The following is a 15,498-nucleotide window of genomic DNA, read 5'->3' on the forward strand; positions in this document are numbered from 1 at the left end:
GAGACTGATATCATTTTTAATGATATCAATGGAGGAATGGAATCTTGGAAAGTCATGATTTAAGGATTTTCAAACATGTTGCACAACTGCAATCAATGTCAAAAACAGCTGAAAAATTAGGCTATGTACAGCCTAATATCTCCCAACGACTGAAAGGGTTGGAGGTTGAGCTCGGAGTTAAATTATTTATACGTAATAACCGTGGCGTAACATTGACGAACGAAGGGAAAATTTTGTTGAATTATGTAAACCAAATGACCGTTTTAATGGAAGAAGCAAAAGCGGCAATCAATCCTCATAAATGGAGAGAGCCTTTAACAATAGGAGCAAGTCAAACAATTTCTGCTGTTAAAATACCTCAATTGGTTTCCGCATTTTTAAAAACAAATCATACTGTGGATGTGAAAATAAGGACAAGTGAGAAGTTAAAATTACTAGAAATGCTTTCTTATGGAGAACTTGATGGGCTTTTTATTAATGGTGAATACAATCATTCTCAGTTTGAAGCCGTCTATTCTTATTTTGAAAACATCACGTTAATTTCACTCACTCATGATCAATTAAAGAAACAGCATGAACAAACTTTACTAGTTAACAGCGATCCGAGCTGTGTTTATAGAAATACATTATTCGATTTTTGGAGGAAACGAAATGATAAAGAGCCAGCAATTATAGAATTTGATTCGCTTGAAGCCATTCTGCAAGCTGTCAGTGAAGGCCTTGGGATTAGTTTAATGCCAGCGGATGTTGCTCAAAATCGAAAAGAAAATACAATCCATTTTCAAGAACTAAAAGAGAAAATAAAAATTGAATTTGTTATTAAACAGAGAAAGCAGCAGCGCCATAGTTTAAAAAAATTCATTCATTTTTTACAATCATAATCAAAGCATTCAACATCCAATTCCCTAAAAAATGCATCTTGGAGAAATACCAGTTTCCGAGGTGCGTTTTTCATAGAATGACCGTTACTTTACCTCTATTAGATAGATTAATGAATAAAGGAGTTGACACTAAAAATAAAAACAGGGTTCTAAATTCACAGCGAAAATACTAGTAAAAGAATATAACAACCAAAAATTAGCTGTTAAATTAAATATCTTTACATGATTATTTCATCCCTGCTGTACTGTTTTCTTGATAATATCATTTGTAAATATTTATCATAAATAGTTCGAAACAACTATTGAAAAATCTATTCTGTGTACTTTATTTCCTCATTCATTAGTTAAGCTACCTAGAATACTTACATCATTCATTTCTCTTCAAAGTTTAATTTCATGTAAATTTTTTACGGTATATTTACAATCAAACCGACTTAAACCTCATCACTCCAATCTTTGGTGTAAATTCCCTGCTAAATCAACTCTGTTCTTGTTTACAAAACGATAACAAAGCCTATAACGTTTCGTTAATTTAACAAAATATCTGGATAGTAAACTTAAGATGACAAATATAACGAAGAAGGGAATGATGAACCTAGTGCCTCAAATTCTCTTTTCCTCAACTCTCGCTTGGTCACTTCCGGTTGAAGAAATAGTACCTTTTGCAAAAGCGTCCGGCATCGACGGATTGGAGATTTGGTCTGAGCACGTGTGGCATTATCGTTCGGATCCTCAGCTTATTCACAAGAATAATAACTTCGAATTGAACTTTACACTGCATGCGCCAAGCTGGGATTTAAACATCGCATCATTAGACCAGGAAATCAGAGAGGCTTCGATTGCAAGAATTTTTCATTCCATTGAACTAGCGGACCGGATTGGTGCAGGTTCTATTACGTTTCATCCCGGACAAGCTACACTTCCTGTCTTGGGAACTGAGTATTATGAAGAAATTCTGCTTGAATCCGTGGACAAAATTGTTCAGAAAGCAAAACAATACGGAAAAACAATGTCGCTTGAGCTAATGGAAGAAAAACCGAAAGAATTCATTACATCACCTACTGTATTGAATCATTTCATTCAGTCCTGTCACACAGCTCTTCGCACCACGTTTGATGTCGCACATATTAAGAGCTCGCAAGATCCCGTTGCCGCTTTTGCTGAAACAGCAAGAGTCGATAAGATCCATTTAAGTGACAATTTGAACACTCGTCTGCACGTCCCGCTTGGCACCGGCATAATCGATCGGGAGTCAATTCATTATTTTCTCACCCAAGTACCTCTTCCTATTGTTATTGAAGGCTTGGATCCATCGCCATCTCTTGATTGGTGGCATATTAACCTTTATTACGTAAGGAAGCTCTTCTTACCCGAAGAACAGGAGGTGTTCGGTTGAAAATATTAGTTTCCAACGATGATGGCATATTTGCTCCCGGCTTAGAAGCAATGGTACAGGTTTTACAGCATTTTGCCGATGTGTATGTTATTTGCCCAGATCAAGAAAGAAGCGCCGTCAGTCATTCCATCACGCTGCGCCAGCCGATCAAAGCGATGCCGCTCGATATTTTCCCCGGAACCAAGGGAACCTGGTGCATTAATGGAACACCTGTCGATTGTGTAAAGCTTGGCATCGAAGTGTTGATGAAAGAGCCGCCCGATTTTGTGTTTTCCGGCATTAACCTTGGACCGAATCTCGGCAGGGATCTTTACTACTCCGGAACAATAGCAGGCGCTTCAGAAGCAGTTCTTTACGGAATTCCTTCAGCTGCCGTTTCTCTTAATGCGTTTTCAAGTCAAAAAGTGAACTTCACAAAGGTTTCACAGCTATTTTACAAAGTGGCGGAGGTATTGATTCAAAACAAGCTTCCCAACACTGCTTTTCTAAACATTAATCTGCCATATTTGAGTAAAGAGCAGTGCAAAGGGGTAAAGGTGATTCCGCTTGACATGACTGTATCCCGCTACCGATATGTCGGCCTTAATGACCCGCATGGACACATTTATTATTGGCTGAAGGATCTAATGCCCGAACTGGATAACCTTGATAGTGAAAGTGATTTTCAGCTATTGCGGGAAGGCTATATTACTATCTCGCCAATCGAATTCAGAACTCATTATAAGAAAAAACAAGAACAAATCGATCGATGGTTCAACAAACATACATTCCAAACCTTTAAAGGAGTTCAACAATTATGAGAAAAAAATTAACGGTCTTACTAAGCGCACTCATTCTCTTATTACTTAGTGCATGCGGGAGCAACTCATCTTCAGGCTCAAACGATCAAAACGGGCAAAACGAACAAAAAAGTGAAAAGATAGAGGGAACCCTTCAATTTTATACCTCTCAGCCAGACGCTGACGCAGAAAAGCTGGTCGCCGGCTTTAAAGAAAAATATCCGGATGTCAAAGTAGAAACCTTCCGTTCCGGAACAGAAGAAGTTATTTCAAAGGTGAAAGCGGAGAAAATGTCAGGAAAAGTCCAAGCAGATGTTATGCTATTAGCCGATTCAGTTACGTTTGAAAGCCTTAAGAAAGAGGATTTGCTTCAAGCTTATGAATCAAAAGAAGCCGGCAGCATCCCTGAGGAATTTGTCGATGCTGATCATATGTATTTCGGAACGAAGGTAATGGCTACCGCTCTTGCCGTGAATACCGATAAGGTCAAAAGCCTGCCTAAAGGATGGGAAGCTCTCACATCAGCAGATGCAAAGGACAAGGTCATCATGCCAAGCCCGCTTTATTCCGGAGCTGCGGCGTATAACTTAGGTGTTTTCACTCGCCAAAATGATTTCGGCTGGGATTTTTATGAAAGCATTAAAGGCAATAATGCAGTTGTTACAAAAGGAAATGGCGATGTATTAAAAGCCGTTGCTTCAGGAGAAAAATCGTACGGAATGGTTGTAGATTTTATTGTGGCTCGTGCAAAAGCTGAGGGTTCTCCGGTTGATCTCGTATATCCTGAAGAAGGCGTTCCAGTCATCACAGAACCGATTGGAATTATGAAGGATGCAAAAAACGCAGCGGCCGCTAAAGCGTTCGTTGATTACGTCTTATCAGAGGATGGCCAAGAGCTTGCAGTTGAATTCGGCTATACACCGATCCGTGAAGGAATCTCTGCCCCTGAAGGCTTACAAACCATTGACAAAATGAAAGTACTCAAAACGGATATCAACGAGCTTTATCAATCCAGAGAAGACGATAAGAAAAAATTCGGTGACCTATTTGGCAAGTAATCGTAAAAGAAAGGAAGCGAAATGACATGCTATTTAAATCTTCTATTGAACAGAAAGCGAAACCCGTTTTTTCGCTTTCTTTCCTATCTTTTCATACTTTGACCTGGAAAATTATCGGTTTTGCTGTTCTCCTCTTTCTATTTCTGATGCCTATCGTCCGTTTAATAAGCTTAAGCTTTGGAGCAGAAGGTGCTTTAAGTTTTGGGGTATATGAAGAGGTGCTTACAGATCCCGCTACGTGGAAATCCATTGAAAATACGGTTTGGATTACAGCTTTTAGTACTCTGCTTTCCGTCGTGCTTGGTGTCAGCACGGCCTGGATTATGGCCTATGTGGATATCCGCGGCAAACAAGCAATGCAGCTGTTTATCTATCTCCCTTTTATCATCCCCTCCTATATTACTACCCTCGCATGGGTTCAGTTTTTTAGCGGTTCAGGACCGCTTGCGATGTTGTTTGGAGATGAGATGCTGCCTAATCTTTACGGGATGGGAGGAATTATCTTTGTTCTCGGCATTTCCCATTACCCGGTCGTCTATCTTATGAGTGTCGATGTCTTTCGAAAAATTCCCCGCGACGCGGAGCAAGCGGCGATGGTTTCCGGAGCCGGCAGATGGACTGCTTTTCGGAAAATTATTTTCCCCATGGCTCTTCCGGGAATAGGAAGCGGTGCTTTGCTTGCATTTTTATCGAACTTAGACAACTTCGGTGTACCTGCATTTTTAGGCATTCCATCAAACATTCGCGTACTGAGCACCTATATTTACGAGCAAATCATCGGTTACGGCCCCAGCGCATTTGCCAGAGCTGCAGTATTATCAGTAATGCTCGGCGTTATCGCTTTGGCAGGTACTATCATTCAAGCGATCATTGTAAGAAAAAGCAAAGCAAATGAAACGACAAAGCGCGATATGGAGCCCCGTTACTACGTGTCAACAAGATCCAGGCGATTGATTCAAGCCAGTCTTTGGAGCTTTTTGCTGTTGACAAGCCTAGTTCCGTTTCTGGCAATGGCAGCCACCTCCTTGATCAAGGCATACGGTCTATCACTATCGTGGGAAAATCTTTCGTTCAAAAACTATCTTTATTTGTTTACAGACAGCAAGGTAGCGCGTTCGGTAAGCAATAGCATTATGTTAGGCTTGGCCACAGTGATCACTTGCCTTTTCGCAGGAACCTTGCTCGCATATGTTCGATTTAAACAACCAAATCTCTGGACACGAGCAGCAGAAGGAATCGTCACATTGCCTTATGCTCTCCCCGGAACGGTTTTGGCCTTGAGCATGATTCTGATGTGGATGCAGCCTGTCCCAGGATGGTACCCAGGCGTGTACGGAACGATCTGGATCTTGCTAATCGCCTATTTGACAAGATTTCTCGTGCTCCAATTCAGAGGAAGCCTGACAGCCTTCTCCCAGCTTGATCCCAGCATGGAGGAAGCAGCACAGACGTCGGGAGCATCCGGGTTTACCAAATGGAGAAGCATTTTGCTTCCCCTGCTGCTGCCAGGAATAATGAGCGGAGCATTTCTCGTATTTCTTACGGCTTTAGCTGAGCTTACTGTCTCAAGCCTCCTATGGTCAAGCGGCGCAGAGACGATCGGCGTCATGATTTTCAGCTTTGAACAGGCAGGCTACAGCACATATTCAACCGCTTTTTCTACATTGATTGTCTTAGCCATCCTGATTGGCGGTGTCAGCCTGATGCTTTTTCAAAATTTTATAGGAAAGCGAGTGAGCTTGAAAAATGATTGAACTTAACGGCGTGAGCAAGCAATATGGTTCGTTTTCTGCATTGAATCATATTAACCTTTCATTTAAAGAAGGAGAATTTATTGCGATCCTTGGTCCTTCTGGCTGTGGAAAAACGACCCTGCTCAGGCTTCTGGCCGGATTTATCAAACCGAGTGAAGGCAGCATTTTTCTAAACGAAGAAGAAATTGCCTCGCCTAAACGGCTTGTAAAGCCTGAAAAACGAAATATAGGCATGGTTTTTCAATCATTCGCGCTTTGGCCGCATTTAACCGTGCAAGAGCACGTTGAATTTGCCCTTAAACACCACAGGTTTACCAAAAACCAATCCAAACAGCAGCAAGAGGAACGCGTTCACGACGTTCTGAAAATGGTGGAAATGGAAGCCTTTAAACACCGGTATCCTTCTGAACTTTCCGGAGGCCAAAGACAGAGGGTCGCACTGGCAAGAGCCATCGTGCCGGAACCTGTCCTGCTTTTGATGGATGAGCCGTTGAGTGCCCTCGATGCAGAGCTCAGAATGGAAATGAGGAAAGAAATTCAATCCATCCATCAACAGACAAAAGCAACAATTGTCTATGTCACCCACGACCAAAGTGAAGCACTCGCCATGGCTGATAGAATCATCGTCATGAATAACGGAATCGTTGAACAGGCAGACACTCCTGAAGTGATCTATACTAAGCCGGAAACTGTCTTCGTTTCAACATTTGTGGGCAAAAGCAACCTGATCCAAGGACAGTGGACGAAGCAAAATGTATTTATTCCGGATGGTTTCCCTATGGTAGAATGGGAGGATATCGGCATTTCACAAGAACTTAAGAATCAGAACCTCTTCCCTGTAAGACCGGAGCAATGGAAAATCGGCGACCCCACGGAAAACAGTATTGTCGGTGTGGTATCATTTGTCCAATTTCAAGGAAACGAAATCCATTATAATGTTAAAATAGAAAAGCAAATGCTCACTCTTTATTCACCAGCTTTTCAAGAGCGGTACCAGCCTGGTGATATTGTTGGACTGACTTTGGCAGTTGAAAAAAAGAAAGGAGATAATAAAACCAATGATCGATTTGCACATTCATTCCGTGTTCTCTGACGGACATTGGACACCGGAAGAAATCATTGCAGACGCCCAGAAAAAGAAGCTTACTGATATCGCAATTACCGACCATGACGCGATTCAAGGCTATCAAGAAGCAAAGAAGCTTGCTCCATCAAACTTGAACCTGATCTCCGGCATCGAGCTCAATACAGACGGTGTCTACGGTGAACTGCACATACTCGGATATAACTTCGATCCGGAACACCCTAGTATGCTAGGGCATATTTCCTGGAGATCTCAAGAACGAAAAGACTGGGGAAAAAAGATTGTTGATCGATTGAATGAACTTGGATATACGATTTCATTTGATAAATGTCTCGACCGTGTCGGGAAAGGTGTTCTCGTGCGTACTCACATCGCCGAGGAGCTTGCTGCCGCCGGTTATTTCCCTAATTGGAAGGAAGCACACCAAGCATTGCTGAAAAAAGGAAAGCCCGGGTTTGTCGAACGTAGTCCCTTTTCCGCTGTAAATGCGATTGATCTCATCCATGAAGCAGGAGGAGAAGCCTTTCTCGCCCACCCAGGCATTTATATAAAACCATTTTCATTAGAAGAACTTGTTGCTGCAGGTTTAGATGGAATTGAAGTTTGGCATCCTAAGCACAGTTCGGCTGATGTTGAATACTGGGAGAAGCAAGCTGAACGATTCGGCATGACTGTTTCCGGCGGAAGTGATTTTCATGGGCCTGTATCAAGGAATCCATTTCCAATTGGAAGTGTGGAGATTCCGGAGTGGGCTGAAACAGCGGTAAAGAAATTAGTCACCAATTAATGTTTAGGGAAACGAATTGACTCCATCTATTCGTCTCCCTTAATATTTGTCATTAGTCCGATTAGAAAAATAAAAGAACCGCAGATCAAACTTTAAAAAGTTTTCTGCGGTTCTTTTAATTATCTTTTAATTTACAAACACTTTTAAGAACACTTTAGTTCCCTGAATAGTTACTTTCATTAGCGCTTGTAGGAGTATCTGTAGTTAATTGTCCTTGTTCAAGAATGTCGTGTTGACGGACATAGGTTTTATCTCCATCAATATTCAACAAGAAGCTAGGAGCAAATGTAGAATGATTGATACTAGATGCTCCACGATTTGTCATGTAGCTTGTTACTACTACATTATTGTCGTTAGGATTCTTTGGCAATAAAGCATAATGCGAATACGTAAAGGTACGGCTGTTGAAGTCTTCATCAGACGCGATGACAAGACCAGTATCATTAAGCGGTGTATATGGTCCTGTTAATGAGTCAGATACATACCCCAACATATAGATCATATTCGGCGAAATGTTATCTACCCCCATTTTCGCACCTCTTGTATCTGTGAATAGATACCATTTGTCTTTTAATTTAAAGACATTCGCACGTTCAATTTCGTCTGTCACCAAATTGGATGTAATTAATGGGTTCATGACCTTTTTTAGTGTGAAATCATCGTTGATTTCAATAATGCCCAGAGCACCGTTTGCTAATGTCGCTAACTTTTTCTTAGGACTAGACATAATACGTTGAAATTCTGATTGAAAGTAGTAATCATCTCCACCGTAAAATGCTTTGTTATATAAAGATAAATCTCCATGGTAACCATTATCGGATCCTGTATTTCCTTCAAATACAAGGTATTTACGGCCATTATCCTCTACATAATGAGGGTCTCTCAAAGTATGGTTATCTCCGGAAGAAAACATTCCTTCATCATGAAATTGAGAAACATTCTGATAGATTTTCCCATCACCATCAAAGATTGATTTATGGTCTTGTACACCGTCAATGGTTAATGATTCATCATGTAAACCAACATTTACTTGAGCTGTAGTTAAAGTTTGTTTGCTATCACCAGTGCCGCCAAGAGCCATGCTGCCTGAGAAATCTGTATAAAAAAGGCGGATCTTATGATCGATTAATGCAGCTGAGCCTGACCATTCTTCCGTTTGATGCTTTAAAATCGGATCATTTGCATTGAATTTATCGGCATCCGTAAATACTCGTCCGGCATTTTTCCAGCTGTCAATCGAAGTCTCTCCGATTTTTTGATAAAACATATAAATAAATGTTTCATTCGTTCTTGGCTTGCCAGCAAGAGCAAATACAATATGGTAGCCGTTATATTCAGCAACAGTTCCATCCGGGTTTTGAAGCGGCCAGCTGTCCCATACATCCAAATCAATTGGTGCTTCAGAATCTGAATATCTTTTAGCTGAAGGAATATTGGCTATTTCATCAGCATTGAAATTAGGCATTCTATATTGAGAATTTTTTTCCTGAAAAGGAATCCGGGAAATATCATACCTAGTGATTTGTGAGGTATTGTATTTATTTGTATAGGAGACAAAATTATCACCTAAATTGGAACGATAGACAAATCCCGTTCTTCCGTTATAAGTTACCTGATACATACTGGAGTTATCCGGACTCGTTGTAGTTACTTTATTATTGATATCAATTGAAGTAATAATTCGTTTATCACTTGAAGTTGTATCGTATAAATTTGACTTCTTGACTACATATTTAGTGATAGGTTTCGCTTTGTCTCCCAGATCCGCACGATAAACATAGCCCGTTTTCCCCTTATATGTAACTTTGTACATGTTGTCAGACACTGGACTTGTCGTTGTTAGTTTATTATTTAGAGGAATTGACGCGATTATTTTTTTATTCCCCTTGTATGAATCATATAGATTCGTTGTTTTTACAACGAACTTATCAATAGCCTTTGGCTTGCCGCTTAGATTCCCACGATAAACATATCCTGTTTTACCGTTAATTTTCACTTGGTACATATTATCAGATACTGGACTAGTAGTTGTCAGCTTATGGTTAACAGGAATTGACGTGATGATATTAGATTTACTGCTATTTGAAGAGTATAGATTTGACGTTTTTACGGTATACTTCTCAACCGCTTTCGGCTTGTCTCCCGTGTTCCCACGATAAACATATCCGGTTTTGCCTTTGTATTTCACTTGGTACATGTTATCAGAAACAGGACTCATCGTTGATAGTTTAACATTAACAGGAACCGACGCAAGTATTTTTGATTTACTCTTATTTGAAGAGTATAGATTTGACGTTTTTACAGTATACTTCTCAACCGCTTTCGGCTTGTCTCCCGTGTTCCCGCGATAAACATATCCGGTTTTGCCTTTGTATTTCACTTGGTACATTTTATCAGAAACAGGACTCGTCGTTGATAGTTTTACATTGACAGGAACCGACGCAAGTATTTTTGATTTACTCGTATTTGAAGAGTATAGATTTGATGTTTTTACGATATATTTCGTGACCGGTTTTGCTTTATCAGCAAGATTCGATTTATATACGTATCCGGTCCGTCCCTTATATGTAACTTTATACATGCTAGATGACTTTGAACTTGTCGTTGAAAGTTTAGTATTAACAGGGATAGTAGTAATTTTTCGTTTTTTGCTTGTGGTTGTGTCATATAGATTCGACGTTTTTACTACATAATAACTACTTGTTTTTTGTGTTTTAGCCTCAGCTGCAGTATGTAAGAATGCATAGCTAAATACTAGGCATAAACTAAAAGCTAATGCGCGCAGAAAAACCTTCTTCAAATTGATCTCTCCTTTTCTAATTTCAAGTCTTTATATTACCATTAATTTGTTTATTTTAATAGTCTATTTCCCTAAGAAATCGTCAAAATCTGATTCTAACTTACTATTACAAAGGAAATGGAAATCTAATAGAGTATCTTCTATTATTTATATAAATATATAAATAACTGTAACTAATGTTTATTATTTAGAAATGAAGTATGAAAAAGAGATGGCTTTTCTATATCATAGCGAGGGCTTTAGAGAACTTATTTCTTTGCAGCTAATAAAAAAGCAGGCTAGAATCCTTCATGGAATTCCCCTGCTTTTTATTGATTATCAATTACTTTTATTAGATTTTCATAAATCTTTTTTTATCACACCATGATCTTGCAAATGTCGTTTGTAAACTCGACGGGATCGTTGACCGGCAATCCTTCAATAAGAAGCGCTTGATTGTACAATAGATTTGTATATAAATTGACTTTTTCTTTATCAGTTTCAAATGCTTCCTGTAATGACTTGAACACTTCATGATTCGTATTAATTTCCAAAACCTTTTCCGCTTGAATGTTTTGGTTATTCGGCATCGATTTCAGGATTTTTTCCATTTCGATACTTACTTCGCCATCAGTGGATAAACAGACTGGATGGGTCTTTAATCGTTTTGATACCCGTACATCCTTTACTTTGCCGGACAGCGTCGTTTTCATATATTCAAAGAGGTCTTTGTTGTCCTTCTCCTCTGACTCTGTATCCGTCTCGCTTTCTTTTACTTCAATTCCTAGATCACCGCTTGAGACAGATCTGAATTCTTTTTCTTTAAAATTTGTCAGCACTCTGATTGCGAATTCATCCACTTCATCGGTGAAATATAAAATTTCATACCCTTTTTCTGCTACGATTTCCGTCTGCGGCAGTTTTTCAATCCGTTCATGGCTTTCTCCGGAAGCGTAATAAATGTATTTTTGATCCTCAGGCATTCTTGATACATATTCATCTAAAGTGACAAGCTCTTTCTCTTTGGATGAATAGAACATCAATAAGTTCTGCAGCACATCTTTATGACTGCCATAGTCACTGTATACCCCGTATTTCAACTGTCTTCCAAAGGATTCATAGAACTTTTTATACTTCTCACGATCGTCTTTTAATAATCCTTGCAATTGACTCTTGATTTTATTCTTAATGTTTTTCGCGATAAGCTTCAACTGGCGGTCTTGCTGTAAAATCTCTCTTGAAATGTTAAGTGATAAGTCTTCAGAGTCGACCATTCCTTTAACGAAGCTAAAATAATCCGGAAGCAAATCAGCGCATTTTTCCATAATTAATACGCCATTCGAATAAAGCTCTAATCCCTTTTCAAATTCCTTTGAATAATAGTCAAACGGAATTTGCTCAGGTATAAATAAAATGGCATTGTACCTCACAGCTCCATCAACACTGATATGAATATGCTTTAAAGGCTTGTCAAACCCGTAATGCTTTTCCGAATAAAAATTCTCGTAATCTTCGTCCTTAAGCTCATTTTTATTCTTTCTCCAGATTGGAACCATGCTATTGATTGTTTTTTCTTCTTGTATATCTTCAAATTCATTTTCGCTGTCTTCTTTCGGCTTCCTTTCAGTCACGTCCATTTTAATCGGGTAGCGAATGAAATCAGAGTATTTTTTTATGATCGATTGTAAACGATACTCCTCTAAATACTCATCATACGTTTCATCTTCTGTATTTTCTTTGATTTTTAAAATAATCTCTGTTCCCACAGTTTCTTTTGGATGCGTATCTATCGTGTAACCATCCGCACCTTGAGATTCCCACTTATACGCTTCATCACTGCCGAGTGCTTTTGTGATGACGGTAACCGTGTCAGCTACCATGAAGGATGAATAAAATCCGACACCAAATTGCCCGATGATATCCTGGCCATCCTTCATTTCATTTTCTTTTTTAAAGGCAAGCGAGCCGCTCTTGGCAATCACTCCAAGGTGATCTTCAAGCTCTTCTTTTGTCATGCCGATTCCTGTATCAGAAATCTTTAGCGTTCGATTTTCCTTGTCAGCATCCACTTTTATGTAATAATTGCCCTGCTCAAACGTTAAAGTGTCATCGGTTAAAGCTTTGTAGTAGATTTTGTCGATTGCATCGCTTGCATTTGAAATTAACTCTCTTAAAAAGATCTCTTTTTGAGAATAAATCGAGTTAATCATCATTTCTAACAACCGTTTAGACTCTGCTTTAAATTGTATTTTTTCCATTAAAGAATCTCCTCTCTTTACAACAAGCACTTAAAGATAATCACTTTTTTAATATCATAGAATGTTTTTGCTGTCAATATATTCTACCAGCCGTGAAACCTTACTTTTTTCCCTTTATCAACAAGACTGGAACTGATATTATCCAAAGCCATATGAGCGGAATGGTCCCATACGTGGGCAAGGCTTAGATCAATACAAACCATTTTCGAGTTATCAGTCAAATCAATCTTTTCCTTCAAAGTCTCTGCCGTTACAAAGAAGAGCTGCCCTTTTACGTGATAGACCTTTTCTTCCCCGTTCCAATCGTTCGTTACTTCCAGCTTTGCAGATTTATAAGCATATTGTAAGACACTTAGCAATACACCAATGAGCACACCAATTGCCAGGTTATGTGTAGCGAGAACAACCAGTACCGTCGTGACCATGATAACCACTTCGGAGATCGGGGTATTCCGGATATTGCGTAAGTAGTCCCAATCGAAAATTTCGCTGCATACATAAAACATCACTCCAACGAGTGCAGCAATCGGAATCATAGAAACAAGATCACTAAATACAAAAATAAATAATAGAAACACAACCCCTGAAACGATCGTAGACAGCCTTGTTGTTCCACCATTTTTCACATTCAGATAGGATTCAGCAACCAATGCACAGCCTGCCATCCCTCCGATGAATCCGGTGGCTGTATTTGCAATCCCTTGTCCTCTTATTTCCTTGTCTTTACTCGTCTTCGTATCCGTCATTTCATCAATCTTTGATTGCGTAAGTAAAGTCTCTGCATATCCGACAATTGCGAGTGACAGAGACGTTGGGAGGATTACCCAAAGCGTATCAAGGGTAAAAGGAATATTCGGAACATGCGGAAGCGGCAGAGACGTTGATAAATTAGCCAGATCACCTACTGTCTGCAAATTCCCTCCTGGTAAAAAAGAGTAGACAAGCGTCATAATCACGATAGCAACAAGCGGCGACGGTACGACCGAGGTAAATTTCGGTATTAAATAAATTACAAGGAGTGTTCCAGCAATCATAACGTACATTCCCCAGGATTGATCTTCAAAGTAATGCAGCTGTGCTAAAAAAATAAGAATAGCAAGAGAATTAACAAATGCAGTGATAACCGAATGCGGCACAAACCTCATGAGCTTCCCTAGTCGAAATGCTCCCATCAATAATTGAATAATTCCCGTAAGTATCGTTGCAGCAAATAAGTATTCGATACCATTTTCAGCCACCAGAGCTGTCATTAATACCGCCATTGAGCCGGCAGTTGCTGAGACCATTCCCGGCCTTCCGCCGAAAATTGAAATGAGTATTAGGATGCTGATGGTCGAATAAATGCTGATCATCGGATTCACACCGGCAATAAACGCAAAAGCCAAGGAGTCTGGGATTAGTGCGAGAACGGTTGTAATACCTGCCATTACATTTAGACGTATACTGGTAAAGTTAGGTTTTATATCTTGCAAAACAGTCATTTCATTTCTCCGTTTCTGTTGATAAATAGCTATGTACAACATCTTCGTAAACAGTATATGTGAAATTGAAATATTCATCAATTTTTAGATAAGTGAAATAAGCGGATGATACAGTCAAGAATCGATACATGATTACCATAAATATGTGTTAGTTAGTATGCAAAAAAAGAGTGCCAATATAGACACTCTGATTAAGCAGACTTCATAAGCTCGAAAACATAGGGCTGACTGTTTTACGACTCTATCAAATGTGAATAAAAGAATGATTTAACTGTTTCAAGCGTGTGGGGTTGAGTAAAAGCTATATGTCCGGCACCTGTTATTTTATATAAGGTTGCGTCATTTCCTGCTTGTTTAAGTGCTTTAAAAAATTGTACGCTTTGCTCATATGGTACGACATCGTCTTGATCCCCATGCATCATTAAAATGGGTGGTGCATCAGGGTGCACGTATTCAATTGGACTAGCTTTTCTCGCTTTCTCTTTGTTTTCCTGAACAGCCCCGCCAATAAGCTTAGATTCCGGCGATTGGGGAGAATCATGGTCAAAGGCTGACGGGAATTGGCTCATGGTGAGGATTTCTGTCGGACCAAACCAGTCTACAATAGCTTGAACGTGAGTAGATTCGTGGGGATATTCCCGATCTCCATCAAACTCTTCAATTCCTTCTGTTAATCCCAGTAAAAGAGCCAAATGCCCGCCTGAAGAATCTCCCCATACACCTACTTTCTGTGGATCAATGTTATATTGGAAGGCATTTGCTTTTAAGAAACGTACAGCAGTTTTTACATCCTGAATTTGCGCAGGGAAAATAGCTTCGCTGCTCCCTCTGTATTGCACACTCGCGATGACGTAGCCTTGTTTCGCAAAATCAACAAGCTGCGGCAAGAAGCCAAAAGTATCCTGCTCCGTCCATCCCCATCCACTGCCTTGCAAATAAATAATCAAAGGATATTTTTCTTGGTTACCATCCCTGTTAAATAACGCATCCATAGGGTTTCTATATACTAATAAATTTAGCTTCAATGACGTACCCTCTACGTTTGAAAACTCAATATTTGGAATCAATTGGACATAGGAATTAATGTTTTGCTCCCAATCTAGAACTTTAATTTCTGAATCTGCATTGCTGATATCCGCCATTTTCCTTTCTCCTCCTCAAATGTAATCTTAAAAATAAAAGGTGTGCAGCAATTTCTCAATTTGCTGTGCCGGGATTTATTTCATTTTTCCTCACCTCCT

10 protein-coding genes and 1 pseudogene are annotated in these 15,498 nt (G+C 39.6%); 7 read left to right on the forward strand and 4 right to left on the reverse strand.

The annotated features are described in order from the left end of the window. The first annotated feature begins 44 nt into the window (after positions 1 to 44). The 7 genes from JOC74_RS21270 to JOC74_RS21300 all read left to right on the forward strand — a co-directional run bounded on the left by JOC74_RS21270 (position 45) and on the right by JOC74_RS21300 (position 7,739). Positions 45 to 881: a LysR family transcriptional regulator gene (locus JOC74_RS21270; protein ID WP_053602014.1), complete on the forward strand. Its 837-nt coding sequence runs from the start codon at positions 45 to 47 to the stop codon at positions 879 to 881. A gap of 562 nt (positions 882 to 1,443) precedes the next feature. Next, positions 1,444 to 2,277, forward strand: a complete 834-nt coding sequence (locus tag JOC74_RS21275) for a sugar phosphate isomerase/epimerase family protein (RefSeq protein WP_082363627.1) — start codon at positions 1,444 to 1,446, stop codon at positions 2,275 to 2,277. Next, positions 2,274 to 3,077: a 5'/3'-nucleotidase SurE gene (surE, locus tag JOC74_RS21280; RefSeq protein ID WP_053602012.1), complete on the forward strand. Its 804-nt coding sequence runs from the start codon at positions 2,274 to 2,276 to the stop codon at positions 3,075 to 3,077. Before JOC74_RS21275 ends, surE begins: the two co-directional genes overlap by 4 nt. After that, positions 3,074 to 4,114 (forward strand): ABC transporter substrate-binding protein, encoded by a 1,041-nt coding sequence (locus JOC74_RS21285; protein WP_053602011.1) that lies wholly within the window; start codon positions 3,074 to 3,076, stop codon positions 4,112 to 4,114. Before surE ends, JOC74_RS21285 begins: the two co-directional genes overlap by 4 nt. 26 nt (positions 4,115 to 4,140) lie before the next feature. Then, positions 4,141 to 5,868, forward strand: a complete 1,728-nt coding sequence (locus tag JOC74_RS21290) for an ABC transporter permease (RefSeq protein ID WP_053602010.1) — start codon at positions 4,141 to 4,143, stop codon at positions 5,866 to 5,868. Then, positions 5,861 to 6,961, forward strand: a complete 1,101-nt coding sequence (locus tag JOC74_RS21295; RefSeq protein ID WP_053602009.1) for an ABC transporter ATP-binding protein — start codon at positions 5,861 to 5,863, stop codon at positions 6,959 to 6,961. The genes JOC74_RS21290 and JOC74_RS21295 overlap by 8 nt, the downstream gene beginning before the upstream one ends. Continuing rightward, positions 6,927 to 7,739 carry a PHP domain-containing protein gene (locus JOC74_RS21300; protein WP_053602008.1) on the forward strand — a complete coding sequence of 271 codons (813 nt, stop codon included), beginning with the start codon at positions 6,927 to 6,929 and terminating at the stop codon, positions 7,737 to 7,739. Before JOC74_RS21295 ends, JOC74_RS21300 begins: the two co-directional genes overlap by 35 nt. A 154-nt stretch (positions 7,740 to 7,893) precedes the next feature. On the opposite strand, the pseudogene JOC74_RS24390 reads toward JOC74_RS21300, so the two are convergent. From JOC74_RS24390 to JOC74_RS21320, 4 genes and pseudogenes are all read right to left on the reverse strand, one after another. Continuing rightward, a pseudogene (locus tag JOC74_RS24390) lies at positions 7,894 to 9,288 on the reverse strand (glycoside hydrolase family 68 protein); the annotation flags it as partial. A 1,607-nt stretch (positions 9,289 to 10,895) separates the two neighbouring features. Then, positions 10,896 to 12,776 carry a molecular chaperone HtpG gene (gene htpG, locus JOC74_RS21310; RefSeq protein WP_053602006.1) on the reverse strand — a complete coding sequence of 627 codons (1,881 nt, stop codon included), beginning with the start codon at positions 12,774 to 12,776 and terminating at the stop codon, positions 10,896 to 10,898. Between the two features lie 83 nt (positions 12,777 to 12,859). After that, a complete protein-coding gene (locus tag JOC74_RS21315; RefSeq protein ID WP_053602005.1) occupies positions 12,860 to 14,257 on the reverse strand; it encodes a SulP family inorganic anion transporter in 1,398 nt (465 codons plus the stop codon). Positions 14,258 to 14,490: 233 nt separating this feature from the next. Next, positions 14,491 to 15,399, reverse strand: coding sequence for an alpha/beta hydrolase (locus tag JOC74_RS21320; RefSeq protein WP_053602004.1), 909 nt, complete (start codon positions 15,397 to 15,399; stop codon positions 14,491 to 14,493). Positions 15,400 to 15,498 lie beyond the last annotated feature (99 nt).

Source organism: Bacillus capparidis (genome assembly GCF_017832095.1).
GTDB classification, from domain to species: Bacteria; Bacillota; Bacilli; order Bacillales; family Bacillaceae; genus Bacillus; species Bacillus gobiensis.

What these genes read in the sequence shown, in the direction of transcription:
- JOC74_RS21275 (WP_082363627.1), top strand. Translation starts at nt 1,444, where the DNA reads ATGACAAATATAACGAAGAAGGGAATGATGAACCTAGTGCCTCAAATT.
- JOC74_RS21285 (WP_053602011.1), top strand. Translation starts at nt 3,074, where the DNA reads ATGAGAAAAAAATTAACGGTCTTACTAAGCGCACTCATTCTCTTATTA.
- JOC74_RS21290 (WP_053602010.1), top strand. Translation starts at nt 4,141, where the DNA reads ATGCTATTTAAATCTTCTATTGAACAGAAAGCGAAACCCGTTTTTTCG.
- JOC74_RS21295 (WP_053602009.1), top strand. Translation starts at nt 5,861, where the DNA reads ATGATTGAACTTAACGGCGTGAGCAAGCAATATGGTTCGTTTTCTGCA.
- JOC74_RS21300 (WP_053602008.1), top strand. Translation starts at nt 6,927, where the DNA reads ATGATCGATTTGCACATTCATTCCGTGTTCTCTGACGGACATTGGACA.
- htpG (WP_053602006.1), bottom strand. Translation starts at nt 12,776, where the DNA reads ATGGAAAAAATACAATTTAAAGCAGAGTCTAAACGGTTGTTAGAAATG.
- JOC74_RS21315 (WP_053602005.1), bottom strand. Translation starts at nt 14,257, where the DNA reads ATGACTGTTTTGCAAGATATAAAACCTAACTTTACCAGTATACGTCTA.
- JOC74_RS21320 (WP_053602004.1), bottom strand. Translation starts at nt 15,399, where the DNA reads ATGGCGGATATCAGCAATGCAGATTCAGAAATTAAAGTTCTAGATTGG.